Consider the following 20,850-nt stretch of genomic DNA (forward strand, 5'->3'; position numbering starts at 1 on the left):
AGGCACCGCGCGGCAATTGTCTCTTTCTTTGCAACTGACAAGTTTGAAAGCCAATTCTGCGGGCTTGCGTATAGCTTTCGTCTGACGTCGCTGACCGGCCTCCGCAATTGGCGGCGCAACAACCAGCGACGTAACACACCAGAAACGCATCGGGAGCCTGCCATGGCCAGCGTCCACTCAGTTCCGCAATCAAGTCCGACCGCAGGGCGGTCGATCCAGGCATCCGACGTTTCCAGGCTGTCGGCCCGGATCGGCGCCGAGATCCGCAATGTGAAATTGTCGGGCGATCTGCCTGATGCGCTCGTCAAGGAGATCAACGATCTCCTGCTGCAGCATCGCGTCGTCTTTTTCCGCGGCCAGGACCATCTCGACGATGCCGAGCAGGAGCGCTTTGCCAAGCGGCTCGGCGATCTCGTCCCGCATCCGACCGTCGGCGCCATCAAGGGCACGGCGTCGATCCTGGAGCTGGATTCGGGCCGCGGCGGCGGCCGCGCCGATTCCTGGCACACCGATGTGACCTTCGTCGATGCCTATCCCAAGGCGGCCGTGCTGCGCGGGGTCGTGATCCCCGAATTCGGCGGCGACACGATCTGGTCGAACACGGCTGCCGCCTATCAGGACCTCCCCGCGCCGCTGCAGCGTCTGGCCGATGAGCTGTGGGCCGTGCACAGCAACGCCTACGACTATGCCGCGACCCGGAGCCGGGCGACCGAGGCCGACCGCAAGCATTTCGAGGAGGTGTTCACCGGTACGGTCTACGAGACCGAGCACCCGGTGGTGCGTGTGCATCCGGAGACCGGTGAGCGCACGCTGCTGCTCGGCAATTTCGTCCAACGCTTTGTCGGCATCCGCAAGACCGACGGTCAGAAGCTGTTCGACCTGTTCCAATCCTACATCACCGCGCCGGAGAACACCGTGCGCTGGCGCTGGAAGGCCGGCGACATTGCGATCTGGGACAACCGTGCGACCCAGCACATCGCCGTCAACGACTATGGCGATCAGCACCGTATCGTGCGGCGCGCGACCATCGATGGCGACATTCCGGTCGGTGTCGACGGCCGCAAGAGCGTGACCCGGGTCAAGGCGCCGAAGCCGGTCAATCGGGCTGCATAACGTCTGTTATCAGAATGCGAGAGGTGGCCCGTGACGAGCGCGGGCCGCAGTTCCGCTGAGTCAACTGCTATTCTCATCGGCTATTTCTGGAGCGTCAGTTCCACCGTCATTCCGGGGCAAGGCCGCAGGCCTTGAACCCGGAATCTCGACCTTGTCTTGCATCAAACCATCTCGAGAGTCCGGGTTCATTCGCCAACGGTCAGCCGCTGCGCGTCTGCCCATTGCCGAATGCCCCGGAATGACGGTGTTCGTGACGTGGTTCGACTATTCGGGCTTGCGTGCGAAGGCGTAGCGCAGGTAGCGGGCCAGCTTCAGGCCTTCGGGAGTCCGATGCGCCTCCACCAGCTTGGCAAAAGCGGCGCGGATCTGCTTGCCTTCGGCATAGGAGAAGCCGTCCAGGAAATTGCCGAACGCGCTGCTCTCGGACCAGCCGAGCAGCTCATCGGCACTGCCATGTGTCTCGACCAGGGTCCGCAGCTCGCTGCGATAGTCGACGAATCCCGTCCGGTCGAACAGCGCGCGCAGCTCGTCGTCGGTCGCGGCATGAACGCCATGAGCGGTCAGTCGTCCGGCGTCGAGGCCGACCTCTGCCACCGCGCGCCGCAGCAGCCGGCGGGATTCATGCGGAGCCGTCGTATCCTGAATCGTGAGGCCGATGCGGCCGCCCGGCCGCAGCACCCGTTCGGCCTCGGCCAGAACCGTCCGCTTGTCGGCGATCCAGTGCAGCACGCTGTTGAAGTAGATGATGTCGAACTCGCCGGCGGAGAAGCGGGAGAGATCCTCGGCGCGGCCGGTGTCGAAGACCAAGTTGGTCGATTGGCGCAGGCGCGCGATGGCGATGCGGCTCTCCAGCGGATCGACGCCGACGACGTGACCCTTGGGGCCGACCAGATGGGCCGCGAACTCGGCAAGACGGCCGGTTCCGGTGCCGACGTCGAGCACCCGCTCGCCCGCTATCAGCGCCAGCGGTTCGAGCAGCAGCTTGCCATGGTTGAACTGGATGACGCCAAGCTGCTCATAGGCGCGGGCGAGCTCTGGGGTATCCTGTTGAAGACTGATGACGGCGAGGGGATCTGACATGGTGATATCCGTTCGAGCGCTGCAGCTCTCTGAAGTGAGGTGAACAGGCTGAGCAATATAGAAACTCTAGCGGTGCCGTCCTGATGCTGTCGATGAAATGGATTTGCATAGTTGCAGGCGAGGTGAGAAGGAACGCGTCGCTCGCAGCGTTTCCAAACGAGACAGCTTAAACGCCTATTCGGGTCCGAAAGCAGATGATGACCGGTGACGTCAGACGGGCGAGCTTAGTGCCTGAGGGCGGCGCATAGATTGTTTCTCGATCGCCGTTCTCATCAGTCGATCATTGCAACAACACGGAAACAAAGCGCGTTCTGTTTCATTGACCACTTTGCGATCGCTTCTAGGATGAGACGAATACGTCGGTCCTTTTGGTGATAGAACGGCATGAGCGGCGATCGGCTTTTCCTCCTCGCACCCGGATTTCGTGACGTCGCGCATCCCGGACGCTTCTTCGTATGTCCGCACTGCAATGCGATCGAGGGATTGCTGGGATCATTCCCTGGCCTCGCGACGCAGATCGAAGTTCATCGGTTGCCGTTCGAGAGGCCGCGCGAAGCGGTCGTGACGCTCATCGGCGAGCAGCATCAGTCCCTGCCTGTCCTGATCTTCGCCGACGACAAGCCGGTCCCCGCCGACGCGCAGATCGCGAACGGCCGGCGCTTCATCGATGATCCCGGCCGCATCCTCCTCTATCTCGCGGAACGCTACGGCTTTCCGCACATCCACTGACAGCCAATTCCGGAGACGACAGATGTCCCAACCCAATCTCGACGCGACCGCACGCGAGACGCTGCGGCTGATCGGGCCGGATCCGCAGAACTGGGTGCCTGATCGCGACGGTGTCGACCACAACGTGGTCGTGGTCGGCGGCGGTCATTCCGGCAGCACGTTTGCGTTCGCGCTGCGCCGTGCTGGAATTGGCAAGGTGACGGTGATCGATGCGGCAAAGGATGCTGCCGGCAGCGGCATCTGGCTTACGACCGCACGTATGAACAAGCTGCGCACGCCGAAGACTCTGCCGGGGCCCGAGCTCGGGCTCCCTGGTCTGAGCTTTCAGGCCTGGTACGAGTCTCGCCATGGCGAGGCGGCCTATTCGGAGATCGACCGCATCGCGCGGGTCGATTGGGCGGCCTATCTCGATTGGTACCGCTCGGTCCTGAACATCGAGGTCCAGTACGGCACGCGGTTGCTGCGGATCGAGCCGGCCGACGGCCATCTCAAGCTGCATCTGGAACGTGACGGTGCGGCGCGGGTCGAAACGACGCGCAAGGTCATCCTGGCGAACGGCTTCCTCGGCGCGGGCGGACCTTACGTGCCCGAGGTGATCGCGCACAAGCTGCCGCCCTCGCTCTATGCCCACACCTCGCAGGCGATCGATTTTGCGGCGTTGCGCGGCAAGTCGGTCGCGGTGGTCGGAAGCGCGGCCTCTGCGTTCGATGCGGCGGCGGTTGCACTCGAGAGCGGGGCGAGCGAGGTGCACCTGTTCGCGCGCCGCCACGAGCTGGCCTCGCTGCCGGTGATCCGCATCCGCGGCTATCCCGGCGCCTATGACAATTACGGGACGATGCCGGATGCGATCCGCTGGCACCAGGCAATCCGCTTCCGCCAGGCCGGTTCGACGCCGCCGCCGGACGCGATCACGCGTGCGGTGAAGCACCGCAACTTCCACCTGCATCTGTCGTCGCCCTGGACGGATGTGCGAACTGACGGAGCGCAGGGGATCGCCGTGACGCCGCGCGGTGAGTTCAAGTTCGACTTTGTTATCGTCGGCACCGGCTTCACCGTCGACGCGCATCGCAGGCCGGAGCTGGCCGACTTCGCCGACGACATCCTGCTGTGGCGCGATCGCTTCACGCCGCCGGCCGACGAGCAGGACGACAGTCTCGGTGGCTATCCCTATCTGGGCGCAGGTCATGAGTATCTGGAAAAAAAGCCGGGACGGGCGCTATTCCTGAAGAACATTCACGTGTTCAATCCGGCTGCCTTCGTCAGCTACGGCCTGCCGGTCGGCGACGTCCCGAGTTTTCGGCGTGACATTCCAGGCGTGGTGTCGCGGATCAGCCGCGACCTGTTCCTGGACGATCTGCCGGCGCATGAGGCGCGCATCAACGGCACGGTCGATCCCGATTTCGGCGGCGAGCTCTACGCGTCGGCGATCTGGCGCGGGCCGCTCAACGTCGCGGCGGAATAGACGTGAGGGCCGGCGCGCTTCGGCGCGCCGGCGTCTTCAACGGCGATATGCGTGCAGCCGATCAGGCGGCCGTGATCATCGCCCGCGCACGGGACTGCGGCACGCGCGCGGCACCGGCCGCTCCCGAGGGGATCGAAGCGAGCAGCGCGCGCGTATAGGGCTCGCGGGGCGTGTCGAAGATCTCGCTCACGGTGCCATGCTCGACGATCCGTCCGCGATGCATCACCGAGACGGTGTGGGCGAGCTGGCGCACCAGCGCCAGATCATGCGAGACGAACATATAGGTCAGTCCGAGATTGGCCTGCAGCGACAGCAGCGCCTCGACGATGTCGGCCTGAACGGTGACGTCGAGCGCAGAGGTCGGCTCGTCGAGCACGATCACATCCGGCCTCAGCACGAGCGCGCGGGCGATCGCCACGCGCTGGCGCTGGCCGCCTGACAGCGCGCCTGGCTTGCGCGCGAGCAGATGCTCGCCGAGCCCGACATCGGCCAGGGACTGCCGGACCTGCGCGATCCGCGCCTCTGGTGTGCCGATCTTGAAGCGATCCAGCGGCTCGCGCACGAGCTGCTCGACGGTCCAGGTCGGGTCGAGCGAGGTGAACGGATTCTGGTAGATGAGCTGAAGGTGGCGCCAGGCTGCGCGCAGTTCGTCCGGCGACCGGCCACTGAGCGTGTCGCCGGCAACAGTGATCGTGCCGCTGTTGGGCTGCTCGAGCCCGAGCAGCAGCCGGATCGTCGTCGTCTTGCCCGAGCCGGACTCGCCGACCAGGGCGTGGGTAGTGCCGGCCGGTACGGTGAACGACACGCCGTCGACGGCCGTCAGCGTCTTGCCGTCGACGGTGAAGGTCTTGGTGACGGAGCTGACTTCGATCTTCGCGGTCGCGCCCTGCTTGAGGCTGCGGAAGCCCGGGTCGCGCAACTCAGCGTAACGATCGGGGTTGAGCGCCGGGACATCGGCGTGCAGCTTCCGCGCATAGGTCGAGGCCGGCGCGGAGAACACTGATGATGTCCGGCCGGCCTCCTGGATGGTGCCGTCCTTCAGCACGACCAGCGCATCGGCGCGCTCGGCGGCGATCGCGAGGTCATGGGTGATCAGCAGCAGGCTGATGTCGAGCTCGGATTGCAGCCGCGACAGCAGGTCGAGGATGCGCTTCTGGATGGTGACGTCGAGCGCCGAGGTCGGTTCGTCCGCCACCAGCAGCGATGGTCGTGGCAGCACCGCGAGCCCGATCAGCACCCGCTGCAGCATGCCGCCGGACAGCTGATGCGGATAGGAGTCATAGACGCGCTGGGGATTGTCGAGCCCGACCTGGGCGAACGTCTCCAGGATGCGCTGCCTGCGGACTCTGTTGTCCGGCTCGTCGAGCAGCACAGCTGCCTCCATCGCCTGGGCGCCGATCGTGCGCACCGGGTTCAGCGCATCGCCGGGATCCTGCGGCACGAAGCCGATGGCGCGGCCGCGCAGCGGCCGAAAGCGGCGCTCGGAGAGCGCGAGCACATCCTGGCCGTCGAATGCGACACGGCCGGTCGCATGTCCGCCGCTCGGCAGCAGCCGCAACACCGCGCGGGCGATCGTCGACTTGCCCGAGCCGGACTCGCCGATCAGCGCGAGACTCCGGCCGCGGCCGAGCTCGAAGTTGACGTCGGAGACGACCTGCTGTTTGCCGTAGAACACCGACAGGCCGTCGACGTGGAGCAGGGGAGCTTGCGGCTGCAAGCCCGGCGCATCGATGGTGTCGCGGCTGAATGTGGCGCTCAGTCTGTCCGGCGAAGCCATCGGCTGATCCTGTTCAACGAGAGCACGGTCCCGATCGTGACGAAGGCGGGCGCGTAAACCAGCCATGGCCATTTGAGGTAGTCCTTGCCGATCGAGATCAGGAGACCCCAGTCGGAGGCGGGCGGGGGGTCGCCATAGCCGAGGAAGGCGAGGCTGGCGATCACCAGGATCGACAGGCCGAACTGCAGCACCGCGAGCGGCAGCACCGAGCGCGACGCGTTCGGCAGCACATGCCGCAACAGGATGTGCCAGCGCGAGCCGCCGAGCAGGAACGAGGCCTCGACGAACGCGGCCTGCCGGGTCTTGATCACCTCCGAGCGCATGACGCGGGCGAACACCGCCACCGCCGAGATGCCGGTGGCAATCGCCGCGTTGGTCGTGTCGAAGCCGAGCGCGGTGACGACGATCACGGCGAGCAGGAAATGCGGGATCGCCAGCAGCACGTCGACGAGGCGGGCCAGCACGATGTCCACCCAGCCGGCGAAGAAGCCGGCGAGCAGGCCAATGAGGCCGCCGGCGACGGCGGCGATGACCACAGCGATCAAGGCGGAGCTCACCGACGAGGCCGTGCCGTGGACGACGCGCGCGTAGAGGTCGCGGCCGAGATGGTCGGTGCCGAACCAATGCGCGGCGCTGGGGCCGAGCAGCTTGTCGGCGGGCACGCCGTTGATCGGGCTATAGCTGGTGAACAGGCCCGGCGCGACCGACCAGGCGATGACGAGCGTAATGACCGCGAAGGAGAGAAGGACGGTCGGCGGGACCTTGAGGGCCACCAGCCGGCTGGTCGTCGGGACGAACGCGGAGGAGGACAGGAGGCTCATGGCGTCACCGCCTGGGAAGCGCCGACGGCGTCGTCGTCAGCCGTGGTCGGGCGCCGGCTGGCGGCGCCGACCAGCTTCACACGCGGGTCGAGGAGGGGATAGACGAGATCGGCGATCAGGTTCACGAGCACGAACACGACGGCGGCGAGCGAGACCACCGCCTGCAGGACGGGAAGATCCTGCGTGCTGACCGAGCGCTGCACCAGACTGCCGATGCCGGTGCGGCCGAACACCGTCTCGGTGATCAGCGAGCCACCGAGCAGCTCGCCGAGCGTGAGCGCGATGATGGTGACGACCGGCAGCGAGGACGGCTTGAGCAGATGCTTGGCGAACAAGCGAACCGGTCCGAGCCCGCGACTTCGGGCGACGGCGGCGTAGTCCTGCGCCCGCTCGTGGTCGAGATTGGCGATCAGCACCTCCGCGATCTGTGCCGACACGGGAATGCCGAGTGCGATCGCGGCGAAGAACGTCGCCCAGAAGCTGTTGGGCGCGATCACCTTGAACAGCCCGAGCTGAAAACCGAACAGGTGGATCAGCACCAGGCCGATCACGAAATTGGGCACCGACAGAAACAGCGACGGAAAGCCTCGTAGCAGGCCCTGGCCGGACCGCTTGGGCACGAACTGCGTGCCGTAGGCAACGGTCGTCGCGAGCAGCAGCGCGACGGCGAAGCCGGATGACGCTAGGATCAGCGTCGAGGGCAGAACTTCGCCAATCAGCGTCGTCACCGGCCGGTTGGAGCGCATCGACAGTCCGAGGTCGCCGGTCAGGAAATGGGTCAGCGACGTCCAGAGCTGGACCAGGACCGGCTGGTCCAGGCCTTGGGCCGCGATGATCTGCCGGATCTCATCCTCGGTGAACCCGTTCTGCGGATCGCGCAGCACGTTGGTGATGGGATCGCCCGGCAGGATGCTGACGACGACGAAGGTGAGAACGTAGGCCAGCAGAATGACGATGATGGCCTGGGCGAGGCGCCTTGCGGCAAAGCCGATATAGGCATTGCTCATGCCGGTGGCCTCCTCACGTGACCTGTCCGCAACGCCGGCTACTCACCTTTCGTCGCCGTGTAGTAGCTGGCATAGGCGATGCCGTTATAGACTTCGCCCTTGAGCCGCGGTGATTGCACGTAGATGCGCTGGACGATCTGCGTGCGCGGGATGAAATAGCCCTGCTCGAGGACGTATCTCTGCAGCTCGTTGAGCAGCGGGGCACGGACCTCGGTGGTGCCGGCGCCGGCGATCTTGTCACGCAGCTCGTTGAGCTTGGTGTCGCTCTCGCCGAGCGCGAACCAGTTTTCGCCATTGTTGGCATCGGTGAGGATGCTGGCAACCGTGCCGGCGTCGATGAAGCTGCGTGTCACCTCATAGGCGGGCACGGCCGGGCCACCGAATCTGACCTTCTCGCCGAAGGTTACGACGTCGTAGGCGCGGATGAAGACCTTCCAGCCGATCTTGCCGAGCTGCTGGGCGATTAGCTCATCGACCGGTTTCGCCGTCGCGAGATAGGGATTGGAGTAGAGCGTCAAGGTCAGCGGCTTGCTGTCCTTGGTGCGGACGCCGTTGGCGCCCTTGATCCAGCCGGCCTCGTCGAGCAGCTTGCCGGCCTTGTCGGGATCGTAGGCCAGCAGCGCGCTCTGGTCGGTGGCGCCGGGCACGTTGCTCTGGATGAACGAGGTCGCGAGCTTCCACTCCGGCGTATAGACGGTGTCGATGATCTCCTGGCGATTGATCGCGGCCTGCAGCGCCTGGCGCACCTTCACGTCGTTGTAGGGTTCCAGCTTGGTATTGATCGCCCAGCCATTGACGAAGCCGAGATAGCGCGGCGTCGCGACGGTGAAGCCGGCCTCCTTGAGCGATTTCAGCTCCTGCGGGGACGCGTTGTAGGCGACGTCGGCCTGGCCGGACTGCACCGCGGCGACGCGCAGCGACTGTTCCGCCACGAGCTTGTAGGTGATCGAATCGAGGAGGGCAGGTCCAGTGTGGCCGACCGCCGCCGGCCCCCAATTGTAGTCCTTGCGCTTGACCAGCTTGACGAAGTCGCCTTCCTTCCAGGATTCGACCACGTAGGGGCCGCTGCCCGAGGTCTTGCCGAGATCGGCCTGCTGGCTGGCGGGCTGAGCGAGCGTCTTCGGCGAGATCAGGATCGAGCCGTGATAGCCCAGCGTCGGGATGAAGCCGAGCGTCGGCGCCTTGAATGAGACCTTCACGGTCGCAGCGTCGATCGCCTCGGCTCTCTTGTAGGTCTTCGGAAACAGGCCGATCGGGTTGATGCCCTCGCTCTTGCGCCCGGCGTACCAGATATCGAGATTGGCGACCACGGCGGCGGCGTCGAGCGGCGTGCCGTCGGAGAAGGTCACGCCCTTCTTCAAATGCAGGATGAACGAGGTCGCGTCCTCGTTCTGCTCCCAGCTCTCGGCGATCCAGGGGCTGACCTTGCCGTCGGCGTCGACATAGACGAGCTTGTCGGTGACGTGGCCCCAGATATGGCCCTGGAAGCTCGAGATCGCGCTGTTGTTGGGGATCCAGGTGCTGCCCAGCGAGTCGATCAGGAACACGATGTCGCCGCCATTCTTCGGCGCGGCGTGGGCCACGGGCAACGCCGTCATCGCGGCCAGTGCCATCGTGGCCGCCGCAAAGCCGCGCACCAGCACGCGTCGCCGGGACAGTGAGAGCGAAGGAAAGCGCGGGATCATTGTGTGGACCGTATCGTTGAAGTGAATTGCTGAGCTGTCTAGCAAACGGAAAAAACGCAGATCTGGCTATTCCAAATTTCAAATGAGACGGGCAACAAACGTCTCCGGAGTCCCGGCACGTCAGCGCTGCCATCATTCAGTTCATGACGTCGGTGTTGCATCTTGTCGCGGCGTGGTCGCCAGGAGTTGACGCGCGGTGCAGGTCCTGCGGGAGCGACGAAGGAGGGCGTCATGAGAGGCCCATGCTCCAACTGACAAACAAGTCGCTACGATCATTCCTCGCTCCCGGCATTCATCAGCAAGCATTTGACGCGACTTCTGGTGTAGAGCTGGCCAGTCAGGCGACGACGTCCCGCGTCGAATATGTTTGTCAAAAGAGGGCTGCCTATGAGCTTTCGTACGCTCGGTCGACATGCGATGGGTCTTGCGCTGGCGCTCCTGCTGGGACTGCCAGCCGGTGCCAACGCCGAGGCTCCGCGTGGCGGCACGTTGCGCTTCCTGGTCGAGCAGGAGCCGACCACGCTGGTGACGATCGCCCATACGGCCGGTCCTTCCACGCGCATTTCGCCCAAGGTGACCGAGGGCCTCTTGACCTACGGTTTCGGCTTCAAGCCGCAACCGGCGCTGGCGACCGAGTGGCAGGTTACGCCGGACGGGCTGCGCTACAGCTTCAAGCTCCGTCCCAATGTGAAATGGCACGACGGCAAGGAGTTCACCTCGGCGGACGTCGCCTATTCGATCAAGCTGCTGAAGGAGAACCACCCGCGCGGGCGCGGCACCTTCGCTTTCGTCCAGGAGGTGCAGACGCCCGATCCGCTGACCGCGATCATCGTGCTGTCCAAGCCGGCGCCCTATCTGCTCAAGGCGCTCGATGCGTCGGAGTCGCCGATCGTGCCGAAGCACGTCTATGAAGGCACCGATCCGCTTGGCAACAAGAACGCCAGCGCGCCGATCGGCACCGGCCCGTTCGTGTTCAAGGAGTGGGTCAAGGGCAGCCACATCATCCTCGACCGCAATCCCAATTATTGGGATGCCGGCAAGCCCTATCTCGATCGCATCATCGTCCGCTTCATCGCCGATCAGGCGGCGCGCTCGGTGGCGTTCGAGACCGGCGAGCTCGATCTCGGCGGCGGGCCGCCGGTACCGCGCTCCGACCTCGCGCGGCTGCAGGCGCTGCCGCATCTCGGCTCGGAGACGCGCGGCTACGAATACAATGCCGGCATGACCCAGCTGTATTTCAACTATGACAATCCGATCCTCAGGGATAAGCGGGTGCGGCTCGCGATCGGGCACGCGATCGACTATGGCCGGCTGCTCGACTTCGTCTATTTCGGCTACGGCAAGGTGGCGCCGTCGGCGGTCAGTCCGGACCTGGCCGACTTCGTGGATCCCTCGATCAAGCCGTATCCTCTCGATCTGGCGAAGGCGAACAAGCTGCTCGACGAGGCCGATTATCCCAAGAAGGCGGACGGCACCCGCTTTCCGATCCGGCTCTATGCCAACCCGTTCAATCTGCAGGCGGCCGGCGACTTCGTCAAGCAGGCCCTGACCAAGCTCGGCATCGCCGTCGATTTCCAGTTCTTCGACTTCTCGACCTACATCAACAAGGCCTACACCGGACGCGAGTTCGACATCACGCTCGAATCGCTCTCCAATACGTTTGATCCGACGCCCGGCATTCAGCGCGCCTTCTGGTCGAAGAACTTCAAGATCGGCCTGCCGTTCTCGAATGCCTCGCACTACAGCAATCCGGCCGTTGACCAGCTGCTCGAGGATGCCGCCGTCGAGCCCGATCCCGAGAAGCGCCGAGCGCTGTGGATCAAGTTCCAGAACCTGATCTATGACGACGTGGCAGCGATCCATCTGGTCGCACCCGATGGCGTGACGCTCTTCAACAAGAAGGTCAGGAATCACACGCTCGGTGTGACCGGGATCAACGCCAGCTTCGCGGACGTCTATTTCGAGAAATAGGTCTTCGAGGCACAATTCGGCGTTGGCAAATCTCGATGAAAGCTGGGAGTTGTGGGTGATCTGCTCGTGATCGAGATCGTGACGGCGCTTGCTCCGATCTTCGCGATCATCGTGCTGGGAGCTGTGCTTCGGCACAGCCAGCTGGTTGCTGAGCCGTTCTGGATACCTTGCGAGCGGCTCAACTACTTCTGTCTGTTTCCTTCCTTGATGTACATGCAGGTCGCGACAGCCGAGCTGGCCGGGATTTCGTTGCATTCGACCGCCGTCGTCCTGCTGGGTGCGGTCGCACTCGGTGGATTGTTCCTCACCGCTTGGAGCGCCGTTCGCCCGCATCCTGGGCCGGTGTTCTCGTCCGTCCTTCAGGGAGCGCTCCGGCCGAATACGTATGTCGGAGTTGCAGCAGCGACGGCGCTCTATGGTCAGGCGGGTCTGTCCGTCACTGCGCTGGCCATCGCGATCACCATTCCGGTGTTGAACGTCGGGTCGATCCTGGTCCTGGCATTGCACGGCAGCCATGGCGCGCGCGCCCGGGCGAACATCGCCCGGACTGTGCTGACAAACCCCGTCATCCTCGCCGTCGTTGCCGGCGCGATCACCAATCTCGGCGGCCTCGGCATCCCCAAGCCCATCGCATCGACATTGGGCGTGCTGGGCGCCGCATCGCTGCCGCTCGGTCTGCTCGCAGTTGGCGCCAGCCTGGATGTCGCTGCAGCGCGGATCGCGGGCGGCCCGGTCCTGCAATCCAGCCTGGTCAAGCTGGCACTGGTCCCGCTTGCCACCTATGGCATCGGGCGCATGGTCGGCCTCAACGGCGTTCCACTCAACACGCTGGTCCTGTTCAACGCGTTGCCATGCACGCCCTCCGCCTACATCATGGCGCGGCTGCTGGGAGGCGACCACCGCGTTGCTGCCGGGATCATCAGCTTTCAAACGGCAGTTGCCGTCCTGACCATGCCTCTGGTCCTCGCACTCACGACCGGGCAATAGACGAGTCGGCACAGACCCGCTGCTCAAGTCGCGAGGGTTCACGGTTAGCAATTTTTCATTGTCGTCCTGGCGATAGCAGGCGATAGGTGACGAAGGGTGCTCGGCCCCAGGTGAAAAAATATTCCTGTGGAGTCATGATGCTAGAAATCTGCCGGTTCTGCCAACGGCGTCCTGACGTGATCCCGGAGTATAATCCAAGGAGATCAAAGCCTTATTCATGTGCGAGATAATCGAGTGGGAGTGAGGTAAGCCGTCATGAGCGGGATATCGCGACGCCATCTGTTGGCCATTCTTGGTGGCGCCGTCATCCCGGCCCCGGCCTTCGCTGGCCACGCGTTCGCTCCGGCCGAGCATTTCTTCTCGGTCGAGTTTCCGACGCGACCGGAGGAAAAGTCGAGTGGACTGCTGGGACTTTCGTCGACGACGTATCTGGCCAAGGACGGAAACAAGGCCTTCGCCGTTTTCCATGCTGCCTGGCCGATCCAAGGCAAGCCCGCCCTGATGATGCAATCCATGCTCGATGGACTGGTGGAGCGCATGTCGGGCGAATTCCTGTCGATCGACAAGACCGAGTTCAAGTCGGCGAACGGCGCCACGCTCCCGGCCAAGCGGTTCACCTATGGTAGTGAGAAGGTATGGGGAGGCGGCCTGACGACGGTCTCCGGACCGCATAGCTTCCTTGTGCAGGTCATGAAGCGCAAACCGCTGGAGGGCTGGGATGCGGCAGACCGGAAGTTCATGGCCTCGTTCAAGGTATTGATCTGACGACGTTGCGCGGCCTTTGTTGTTTTGTGCACTATCACCGTAATGCCGGAAGCTCAAAGCTACAGCAAGCTATGACGACAAGCGGTCTGCGCTGACGCGCGCAAATGCTCGCATCGCCGAGTTTGAATAGCCTGACGCTCCAGGCGGCTTGTTGCCGATCGCGCCGGAGGGACGTTCTTCATCGGTGGCATCTGGCGTGAATTCAATGTCCTTTGGACGTTGGCCTCCGTTCCGAGCGCACGAATCAGGCCTGCTCCGCTTCAAGACGATCGGCCGCCAAACCACGCCAAAATCGCCAATATTGTCAGCAGTAGCGCCGCAGCCCATCTTCCTCCATCCCACCATTTGTACTGCCGGGCTGCTCCGATGAAGAATAGCTCCCAGTAGCCGGACAGCCATGGCCACGCCAGCAACAGCGCCGCCATGCTGCCGAATTTCCAATAATTGCGTTCAAGGGAGTCCAACGATAGGCCTAAGAGCCATTTCACCCTCTCGGCACGTAGTCCATGGTCCGGTAGCGTCGCGAAGAAGCCCATGAGAAAGAGCATCAGGATCGCGATCGGGTACGAGGCTGGAAAGAGAATCTGTCGCAGTAGTCTCCTCATCCAGTCGTCGCGCCTAATCAACCATGCTCTCAGCCAGACCGGCGGATGGCTCAGAGTTCCCAGCATTCGGGATATCCGTCCAGCGGCTCCCATCGCCTTGGTGCCGCATTCGACGTGCAGGACCTGCGCGCGGCTCCCGCCGTAGTCTGCGTTCAGCTCCAGGGCCCAGATAGCCACGAGCGGCTTTGTGATCGAAGCCATGATCAGGAAGAAGAGAGATGCGGTTGAGCATAACGCCATCAGTGCAGTCCGCCCAAAGAGCTGCGCCTGGTGCTCGATATGCAAACCGACCGATCTCACGGAAAGCGCCATGGAGGAGATCAGGGTCATCGCCATCACTAGGATGAAGATGACAAGCAGCCACTTGAGATACCCCGAGAAGAAGCTTCCATACCCCACGACAAGATGGTCCCCTTGGCGGACATGCTCCATTTCATGCAGCAATATGCCCCTCGCGGTCACGGGATCACGTTTCCAAAGCACATACATTCCGCCGAGCACTGCCAGGCGCGGGCGCCGATAGCTCCGTGGATAGACAAATGCATAGCCCGAATGCAGCAGGTTGACCCGCAGTTCGATGCGCGGAGCGCTCGTCGCTACAAATGCCTGTAGTTCGTCGATCTCCGGAAACCCTCCGAGATACTCCCGGAGCCCGAATGTCCTTTCCACGTGCCAAGCTCGCCAACGGGGAAACGCTACCGTCAACAAGCAGAAAATCGGGATCAAGGTGATTCCTAGATCTACAAGGAAGGCGGGTTTGCTCAAGATCAGGGAGATGCGTGACCGCCATACGTCATCCATGGATATATGGCCCTGATCTCCCGTGTCCAAGGTCGGGCGCGCCTGCGGGGCGAGCGTTCGCCAATTCGTGCTCATAGTTTGGCGCTGGTCTTCTTTCGGTTCCAGCAGATAATGGATTATCTCGGCTTTGCTTGCCGTCGGCGGCGGTCGTTTGCCCTCGATCTGCACAAGTTCGGAGCGTTCGTCGTCGTCAAGCATCTCCAAGATGAGAGCCATCGCATCTTTCTTGAGTTTAACTTGCTGACGGTAAAGGCCCCGCAGGTCGTCTTCGAGAAAGTTCGCTTGTTCAATGGCGGCAAGGGCCCGGTCTAGTTCCGCTCGGAACCGGATGCATGCGCCATTTTTTAGCCAATTCAGCAAATGCGCATGATGCTGCATCACTTGCTGAGCGTCACTTTTGGCGACGATCGAGCTGGCATCATCGACATTTGCTACAGCGAGCTCCAGCCGGTTCATTTCGTCGATCTTCTGAAAATCGCCAAGATCTTCGCGTGCCGTCTGATAACTCTGCGGAAGTCCGAAGACTAACAACGTCAGGAATAGCAAAAGCCACGGTGGCAGACCCGCGTCGGAGTTCTGTCGTTGTGGCTCGGCCATCCCTATGCGCTTTCACTCTGGAATGTCCTGACCAGTTGTGCTCCCTCGATAGGCTCGTCGAGCAGCACCATCATCACTCGGTAACAGATCAGCTCGCACTGATCTGTCGACAAGCCCTGTTCCCTAAGAGCGCGCTGCACCTCGTCCAGGGTATGGCGCAGACTGCGTCGTGCCTCCGTTTCCGTGACTGCATGTGCTTCTTCACGTGCTTTCCGGGTCTTGATGAGATCGAAGGCGTTTTTCCAGATGCTCAGCAGGTTGGATATTCCGCTGAGCCCGCCTGATTGATACAGCTTGAGCAGCCCCTTTGCGATGTAGCTGAGCGCCATATAAGCAAAAGGCAAAAGCAAGGCTCCGCCATCTGGCAGAAAACCGCCGAGTTCCGCTTTATTCTCAAAGAGCTGCCGTCGGTCTCGACCGCCACGCAGATAGGCCTCCATCATCATTGGCGCGAGAGCTTCGCTCTCGGGTTCGATCTCTGCTGCAATCCGCTTCGCCCATTTGCTGATGGAGTCCGACGAGAAATCTTCGGTCATCGCAGTGAATCCCTTCATAAAAGTGGTTCCCCCAAGTCGTGTGCGAACTGAAGAAAATTGGTCGATCATTTTCAGGATCTAATCGTCACAGGCGCGTCGGCCATGCTGCGGACTAAGTGGCCTTGTGTCGTGCACGTCGGTGTGCGGCTGGCTCGGATCGTCCGGCCGCTAATAAGTGAATTCTTCGGAGATATGTGCGTTGCAGTATGAGGTGAATGATAGAAAAAAGCAATCAAAAGTAGAAAGAATGAAAATGAGGTTGTCCTGTCGACCATGGGCTGGCGGATTTGCGACCGGCATCCACTGAGAGATGGCGGATTGGGTTCGATATTACGGTGACAGTGTTGGACTGCACTGGACTGCACCCCTCAAGTGAGACACAGATAATTTCTGTGACAGGCATTTCGGGGATGAGCTGTGGCAGTACGAGGAAAGACCCGTCAGTTCCCGACGGCTTACAAATTGAAGGCGATCAAGCGGGTCGAGCGAGGCGAAGGCGTTCTGCCCGTCGCTCGTGACCTCGGCATAGCGCGCAAGCTTCTGCACGACTGGATCAAGGCGTGGAAGGCGCACGGGCCAGAGGGATTGAACCGCAAGGGCGGTCCCAAGCCCGGCCCGCGCAAGCTCAAGCCCGTGGCGACGTATGACGACAAGCGTTCGGCGCTCGCCCCGGCGAATGCGCGCATCGCCGAGCTGGAACGGCTGGTCGGCCGACAGCAGATGGACATCGATTTTTTTCGGCAAGCCTTGCGCGCTCTGGAGCGGCCGGTCGTGCAAGGCAAACCCGCATCCGCATCATCGAAGTTATCCAGGCCATGACATCGGAGGCCGCCGACTCCCACGTTCACGTGCAGCACCTCTGCGCGCTGGCGGGTCTGCCGCGCGCGACCTATTACCGCGGGATTACGCGCGGGATTACGGTGACAGTGCATAAAACTCGTGAGCTTCGCTCGCTATCTCGACCGCCCTCGCTGCCCCGTTCAGCGCGGGGCCGGCGACGAAGGCCCGGGCATCCACGTCCTTCTTCGTGATGACCACGACGTGGATGGCTGTGACCGAGCATGGCCATGACGATGGGGGCGGGGGCGAGGCGACTCACGGACGCCCGGTCGTCGTGCGATGGATCATCTGCCCGACGAGCAATCCACGCATGCCCTACATGCGCCAACTGCCCGTCGTGCCAGTTTGTCGCGGACTCCTCACTTGCGTTGTCGGGCAAATCACCTCCACATTCTCGCGCATCCCGGCTCGCTGAAGAGGGACGTTTCGCGATCGTCACGAGCGTCGAGCCTGGGGAGGCGATGGGCGCGTTGCTCCGCAGCCGGGTGTCAAAGCCCGCGCCGACGAACGGAGCGAGGCGACGGCGAAGTGGTGTGGTCCTGGCATCGCGGTGCTGATGCCAAGCCGGCGGTGATGATGATCCGCCGGCGACGGGGGCAAGACAGCCGATCCCCGGGGAGAGCGCCTATAACCCGTCAAACCGTCGCGCAGGGAAGGCCGGATATTGGGCTGAACCTGTGGTTCTGCCGCGTGCTTTTCTGCTGCACGCGGACCGCGGGTATCAGCCGATACCCGGTCTTCCCTGCGCCTCTTCTTCAAAGGAGAGGTCGAACGAATGCAAAGCTCGGGCGCATGCGGCCGCGAGATCCCCGAGCCATGCCTGCTGTTTGAAACGTGGAGAAAGCTTTTGTCGTACGATGTCCCACGCCGCGTCATCTGCAAGTCCGTCTCAATCCCAGCTTCCGGATAAGCGAGCGACTATTTGCGTCGAGATGTGTCGTTCTGAAATAAACGATGCGCTCGTTTGCAATCTTTGAAGTTCCATTTCATTGACCGCATAGCGCCTCGCGCCGATATTCCCCGTCATCATCGCTCAACCACGGATCGCCAGATGAGAACCCGAACCGCAGCCGATCGCCTGGTGCGCAAGCGCCTTGCCGGCCGCTGTTTCTCTGCGGCGACCGGGGCCTGTTGCTGATCGTTGCAGCCGAATTCAACGCCTTCAACCATCTGCAGATCAGACAGGAGCGCCGCACGCAGGCGGCGAACGATCAGCCATGTCCAAAGCCTACATCATCGAGGTCCTCAACCGCACCGCCGGCATCGTCACGGCCGACGAGCGCGGCTTCAGCTTCTTCTCATCCGAACGCGTATTCGACAGCCTGGAGGGACAGCACTTTGCCTCCGCGCGCGAGGCCGAACGCGCGGCCCGTGCGCTCGTCGCGGCCGGCGGAGGACGCCTGCGCCGCGCGGTCATCTGATCTCCCACATCGCAACTTTCGAGAAAGATAAGTCATGAGCTTCTACAGGGACTTCAACGACAAGCTCGCCATCCAGGCCTGGAATGGCGCCCGGCGCGAACCGTATCGCACGATCGAGGTGCGGCAGCTCAGTCCGACGGTCGGCGCCGAGATCGGCGGCGCCGATCTCACCAAGGATCTGCCGGACGAGCAGTTCGCGGAAATCCACCGCGCGCTCGATGAGAATCTTGCGATCGTGTTCCGCGATCAGGAGATCTCGAAAGACGACCACAAGCGCTTTGCGCGCCGCTTCGGCAAGTCGCTGCACCGGCACGAGCTGGCCGCGACCCGCTTCCGGCACGACGGGCCGTTCGATCCGGAATTCCTGTCGTGGAAGACCGATGCGAATTCGCGCTTCACCGCCGGTGACGGCTGGCATCCGGACGTGTCCTGCGATCCCAGCCCGATTGCGGTCTCGCTGCTTCGTGTGACCAAGACGCCGCCGCTCGGCGGCGACACGGCCTTCGCCAACATGTATCTGGCCCATGAATTCCTGTCGGATCCGATCAAGCAGCTGCTGGATGGCCTCACGGCCATCCATGATGGATCATTGGCCTGGACCGCCGGTTATGGCGCCAAGCCCGATCCCGGCAAGACCTATCCGGTATCCGAGCATCCGGTGGTCGTGACTCATCCGCGTACCGGCCGCAAGTTCCTGTACGTCAATGCGTCCTTTACCTCGCACATCGTGCAGCTAACCCGGCGCGAGAGCGATGCGCTGCTGCAGCTCCTGTTCCGTCACATCGAAGGCCAGCTTGCACTGCAGACGCGGGTGCAGTGGCGGCCGAACTCGCTGCTGGTTTGGGACAATTGGGCGAGCCAACATCATGCGGTGTGGGACTACTATCCCGAAGAGCGCTGGGGCGAGCGTGTGTCGGTGGTGACCGGCGAGGTGCCGCGGGCGCGGCTTGGGCTCAGCGAGGCCGCGGAGTAGGGCGGTCGCGCTGCACAGGCGCGGGCCCGAACGGGCCTGCGCTCCCTGCGATGTCAGTCCGGGCTGATATGAACCAGGAGAAGGCGGGAGATCGCCCCGTCGGCAAGCTCGTCGGCGCGGTCGCGATAGACGGCGGCCTCGTCGTCGGTTGCTCCGCGGAGCGCAAGCCGTTCGGCCTGGGCAGGACGCCTCAGCCGGCAGAAAGCGTCGATCGCGTGGAGCAATCGCGGTGACCGCACCAGGTTCTGCGCCATGTCGTGATCATTCGCGGCGAACACGAAGGCCGGGCGCCGGCCAAGATCGATGGCGAAGACCTGCGGAGGTGCGGCTGACATGCGGTGGCGTCGGATCGTGTCTGTTCGGCGCGGGGCGCGTTGGTGCTCTGATGCTGAGTGTAGAAGGACGCCGCATGGCGTCAATAAAATGGGTCGCGCGATTTTCAGGCTGATCGAGCAAGAATTGTTCTGCGCGGGCGGCGTGACCCGAATGCAAGGGACCCGATGGCGCCGAGTCTGGCTGCGGTGATGTCATGCCAGCCATGTCCTGGCGCAGGACGCGATACACAGAAGAAAACTTCGGTCTAGCACTGTGTTCGACGAGCAATTCCTTGCTACGCCGGGCCGCAGCGAAAGCAGGAGCGTTGCTATTTCGGGCGCCGGCTTGTTCTGATCGCCGGCGCCGATCAAGCTACATGCAATCGCATGAAACTGCCCGGAGACATCCATGAGCCTGGTCGAGAGAAAGATCGAAGCGTTGCCCTTCGTTCTCGCCGAGCTGAACTATCTGGCGCCCACCGCGGGCAAGCCGCGCACCTATGCGTTCGACCCGCCGCCGGGCGAGCCGAAATCGACTGCGCTGCCGGAGCCCCGTCAGGTGCCGGTGTTCAACGGCCGCCCGATCGCGCAATCATTCTCGCTCGACGGCGAGGGCTTTGCGCTGGTGCGACACCCCACAGTCGTGCGTGACTTCACCAACGAGAAGGAAATCCGTAGCATCTATTATCCGGCGGCGGAGGCCTTCATTCGTGCGACCTTGCGCGCCGATCGCGTCGTGATCTTCGACCACACTCTGCGCAAGCGTGTGGCCGGTGCTCCCGACGTCCGTGACGGCGGGCCGCGCCAGCCGGCGACGCGCGTGCATGTGGACCAGACCGCGACGTCGGGTGCCAACCGGGTGCGTGAGCATCTCGGCGCCGAGGCGGAGGACCTGCTGCGCGGGCGGGTTCAGGTGATCAACCTGTGGCGGCCAATCATCGGGCCGTTGCGCGACACGCCGCTGGCGATGTGCGACGGGACCACGGTCGCGCCGGATGATCTGGTCGCGTCCGACCTGATCTATCCCAACCGCAACGGCGAGATCTACTCCGTCACGTACAATCCCGTTCATCGCTGGTTCTATTTCCCGGACATGACACCCGACGAGGCGCTGCTGCTGAAGTGCTACGATTCGGCGACCGACGGGCGCACGCGGTTCGGACCGCATACCGCCTTCGTCGACCCGACGACGCCGACCGATGCGCCACCGCGCGAGAGCATCGAATTGCGGATGCTGGTGTTCCACTTCGATTGAACGTGAGCAGGAGGATGACGTTTCACGGACGGTGACGCCGTGAGAAGCTTCGTCCAACTTGGGGGCATTTTCTGAAATTGCCTCTGGACTGATCGCAGGCGATGGTGAGCG

The 20,850-nt window shown here is 63.1% G+C and carries 18 protein-coding genes; 10 read left to right on the forward strand and 8 right to left on the reverse strand.

Annotated elements, in window-relative coordinates; all coding sequences use genetic code 11:
• The first annotated feature begins 162 nt into the window (after positions 1-162).
• Entirely contained in the window at positions 163-1,113 is a 951-nt protein-coding gene (locus tag QX051_RS20440) for a TauD/TfdA family dioxygenase (protein WP_315777368.1), read from the forward strand.
• A 264-nt stretch (positions 1,114-1,377) separates the two neighbouring features.
• On the opposite strand, the gene QX051_RS20445 is transcribed toward QX051_RS20440, so the two are convergent.
• Positions 1,378-2,193, reverse strand: a complete 816-nt coding sequence (locus tag QX051_RS20445) for a class I SAM-dependent methyltransferase (RefSeq protein WP_315777369.1) — start codon at positions 2,191-2,193, stop codon at positions 1,378-1,380.
• Between the two features lie 384 nt (positions 2,194-2,577).
• On the opposite strand from QX051_RS20445, the gene QX051_RS20450 reads away from it, so the two are divergent.
• Together QX051_RS20450 and QX051_RS20455 are read left to right on the forward strand one after the other, a co-directional pair.
• Positions 2,578-2,922 carry a DUF3088 domain-containing protein gene (locus tag QX051_RS20450; RefSeq protein ID WP_315777370.1) on the forward strand — a complete coding sequence of 115 codons (345 nt, stop codon included), beginning with the start codon at positions 2,578-2,580 and terminating at the stop codon, positions 2,920-2,922.
• 22 nt (positions 2,923-2,944) lie between these two features.
• Entirely contained in the window at positions 2,945-4,384 is a 1,440-nt protein-coding gene (locus QX051_RS20455; protein WP_315777371.1) for an NAD(P)/FAD-dependent oxidoreductase, read from the forward strand.
• 61 nt (positions 4,385-4,445) lie between these two features.
• On the opposite strand, the gene QX051_RS20460 is transcribed toward QX051_RS20455, so the two are convergent.
• The 4 genes from QX051_RS20460 to QX051_RS20475 are packed head-to-tail and all read right to left on the reverse strand — an operon-like array spanning position 4,446 to position 9,674.
• Positions 4,446-6,161: an ABC transporter ATP-binding protein gene (locus tag QX051_RS20460; RefSeq protein WP_315777372.1), complete on the reverse strand. Its 1,716-nt coding sequence runs from the start codon at positions 6,159-6,161 to the stop codon at positions 4,446-4,448.
• On the reverse strand, positions 6,140-6,982 hold the full coding sequence (locus QX051_RS20465; protein ID WP_315777373.1) for an ABC transporter permease: 843 nt from the start codon (positions 6,980-6,982) through the stop codon (positions 6,140-6,142). The genes QX051_RS20460 and QX051_RS20465 overlap by 22 nt, the downstream gene beginning before the upstream one ends.
• The gene (locus QX051_RS20470) at positions 6,979-7,989 is read right to left on the reverse strand and encodes an ABC transporter permease (RefSeq protein ID WP_315777374.1); all 1,011 of its coding nucleotides are present in this window, start codon (positions 7,987-7,989) and stop codon (positions 6,979-6,981) included. The genes QX051_RS20465 and QX051_RS20470 overlap by 4 nt, the downstream gene beginning before the upstream one ends.
• 38 nt (positions 7,990-8,027) lie before the next feature.
• Positions 8,028-9,674, reverse strand: a complete 1,647-nt coding sequence (locus QX051_RS20475; RefSeq protein WP_315777375.1) for an ABC transporter substrate-binding protein — start codon at positions 9,672-9,674, stop codon at positions 8,028-8,030.
• Positions 9,675-10,061: 387 nt separating this feature from the next.
• On the opposite strand from QX051_RS20475, the gene QX051_RS20480 reads away from it, so the two are divergent.
• From QX051_RS20480 to QX051_RS20490, 3 genes are all read left to right on the forward strand, one after another.
• On the forward strand, positions 10,062-11,645 hold the full coding sequence (locus tag QX051_RS20480; protein ID WP_315777376.1) for an ABC transporter substrate-binding protein: 1,584 nt from the start codon (positions 10,062-10,064) through the stop codon (positions 11,643-11,645).
• Between the two features lie 66 nt (positions 11,646-11,711).
• A complete protein-coding gene (locus tag QX051_RS20485) occupies positions 11,712-12,632 on the forward strand; it encodes an AEC family transporter (protein ID WP_315777377.1) in 921 nt (306 codons plus the stop codon).
• A 255-nt stretch (positions 12,633-12,887) separates the two neighbouring features.
• Positions 12,888-13,397: a hypothetical protein gene (locus QX051_RS20490; RefSeq protein WP_315777378.1), complete on the forward strand. Its 510-nt coding sequence runs from the start codon at positions 12,888-12,890 to the stop codon at positions 13,395-13,397.
• Between the two features lie 260 nt (positions 13,398-13,657).
• On the opposite strand, the gene QX051_RS20495 is transcribed toward QX051_RS20490, so the two are convergent.
• Both QX051_RS20495 and QX051_RS20500 read right to left on the reverse strand, forming a co-directional pair.
• Positions 13,658-15,400, reverse strand: coding sequence for a hypothetical protein (locus tag QX051_RS20495; RefSeq protein WP_315777379.1), 1,743 nt, complete (start codon positions 15,398-15,400; stop codon positions 13,658-13,660).
• Between the two features lie 2 nt (positions 15,401-15,402).
• A complete protein-coding gene (locus QX051_RS20500; protein ID WP_315777380.1) occupies positions 15,403-15,936 on the reverse strand; it encodes a hypothetical protein in 534 nt (177 codons plus the stop codon).
• A 417-nt stretch (positions 15,937-16,353) separates the two neighbouring features.
• Here QX051_RS20500 and QX051_RS20505 point away from each other — a divergent pair, with 417 nt between their 5' ends.
• The 3 genes from QX051_RS20505 to QX051_RS20515 all read left to right on the forward strand — a co-directional run bounded on the left by QX051_RS20505 (position 16,354) and on the right by QX051_RS20515 (position 19,170).
• Positions 16,354-16,755 carry a transposase gene (locus QX051_RS20505; protein WP_315777381.1) on the forward strand — a complete coding sequence of 134 codons (402 nt, stop codon included), beginning with the start codon at positions 16,354-16,356 and terminating at the stop codon, positions 16,753-16,755.
• 1,238 nt (positions 16,756-17,993) lie between these two features.
• A complete protein-coding gene (locus QX051_RS20510) occupies positions 17,994-18,197 on the forward strand; it encodes a hypothetical protein (RefSeq protein WP_315777382.1) in 204 nt (67 codons plus the stop codon).
• A 34-nt stretch (positions 18,198-18,231) separates the two neighbouring features.
• Complete coding sequence (locus tag QX051_RS20515) at positions 18,232-19,170, forward strand: TauD/TfdA family dioxygenase (RefSeq protein ID WP_315777383.1); 939 nt, start codon at positions 18,232-18,234, stop codon at positions 19,168-19,170.
• A 53-nt stretch (positions 19,171-19,223) separates the two neighbouring features.
• Here the strand turns inward: QX051_RS20515 and QX051_RS20520 are convergent, their stop codons facing one another.
• On the reverse strand, positions 19,224-19,505 hold the full coding sequence (locus QX051_RS20520) for a hypothetical protein (protein ID WP_315777384.1): 282 nt from the start codon (positions 19,503-19,505) through the stop codon (positions 19,224-19,226).
• A 388-nt stretch (positions 19,506-19,893) separates the two neighbouring features.
• On the opposite strand from QX051_RS20520, the gene QX051_RS20525 reads away from it, so the two are divergent.
• Positions 19,894-20,739, forward strand: a complete 846-nt coding sequence (locus QX051_RS20525) for a CmcJ/NvfI family oxidoreductase (RefSeq protein ID WP_315777385.1) — start codon at positions 19,894-19,896, stop codon at positions 20,737-20,739.
• Positions 20,740-20,850: the final 111 nt, after the last annotated feature.

It is taken from the genome of Bradyrhizobium sp. SZCCHNR1053, assembly GCF_032381235.1.
Lineage (GTDB): Bacteria > Pseudomonadota > Alphaproteobacteria > Rhizobiales > Xanthobacteraceae > Bradyrhizobium.

Coding starts and splice junctions, on each gene's coding strand:
- QX051_RS20440 (WP_315777368.1), top strand. CDS start 163: ATGGCCAGCGTCCACTCAGTTCCGCAATCAAGTCCGACCGCAGGGCGG.
- QX051_RS20445 (WP_315777369.1), bottom strand. CDS start 2,193: ATGTCAGATCCCCTCGCCGTCATCAGTCTTCAACAGGATACCCCAGAG.
- QX051_RS20450 (WP_315777370.1), top strand. CDS start 2,578: ATGAGCGGCGATCGGCTTTTCCTCCTCGCACCCGGATTTCGTGACGTC.
- QX051_RS20455 (WP_315777371.1), top strand. CDS start 2,945: ATGTCCCAACCCAATCTCGACGCGACCGCACGCGAGACGCTGCGGCTG.
- QX051_RS20460 (WP_315777372.1), bottom strand. CDS start 6,161: ATGGCTTCGCCGGACAGACTGAGCGCCACATTCAGCCGCGACACCATC.
- QX051_RS20465 (WP_315777373.1), bottom strand. CDS start 6,982: ATGAGCCTCCTGTCCTCCTCCGCGTTCGTCCCGACGACCAGCCGGCTG.
- QX051_RS20470 (WP_315777374.1), bottom strand. CDS start 7,989: ATGAGCAATGCCTATATCGGCTTTGCCGCAAGGCGCCTCGCCCAGGCC.
- QX051_RS20475 (WP_315777375.1), bottom strand. CDS start 9,674: ATGATCCCGCGCTTTCCTTCGCTCTCACTGTCCCGGCGACGCGTGCTG.
- QX051_RS20480 (WP_315777376.1), top strand. CDS start 10,062: ATGAGCTTTCGTACGCTCGGTCGACATGCGATGGGTCTTGCGCTGGCG.
- QX051_RS20490 (WP_315777378.1), top strand. CDS start 12,888: ATGAGCGGGATATCGCGACGCCATCTGTTGGCCATTCTTGGTGGCGCC.
- QX051_RS20495 (WP_315777379.1), bottom strand. CDS start 15,400: ATGGCCGAGCCACAACGACAGAACTCCGACGCGGGTCTGCCACCGTGG.
- QX051_RS20500 (WP_315777380.1), bottom strand. CDS start 15,936: ATGACCGAAGATTTCTCGTCGGACTCCATCAGCAAATGGGCGAAGCGG.
- QX051_RS20510 (WP_315777382.1), top strand. CDS start 17,994: ATGTCCAAAGCCTACATCATCGAGGTCCTCAACCGCACCGCCGGCATC.
- QX051_RS20515 (WP_315777383.1), top strand. CDS start 18,232: ATGAGCTTCTACAGGGACTTCAACGACAAGCTCGCCATCCAGGCCTGG.
- QX051_RS20520 (WP_315777384.1), bottom strand. CDS start 19,505: ATGTCAGCCGCACCTCCGCAGGTCTTCGCCATCGATCTTGGCCGGCGC.
- QX051_RS20525 (WP_315777385.1), top strand. CDS start 19,894: ATGAGCCTGGTCGAGAGAAAGATCGAAGCGTTGCCCTTCGTTCTCGCC.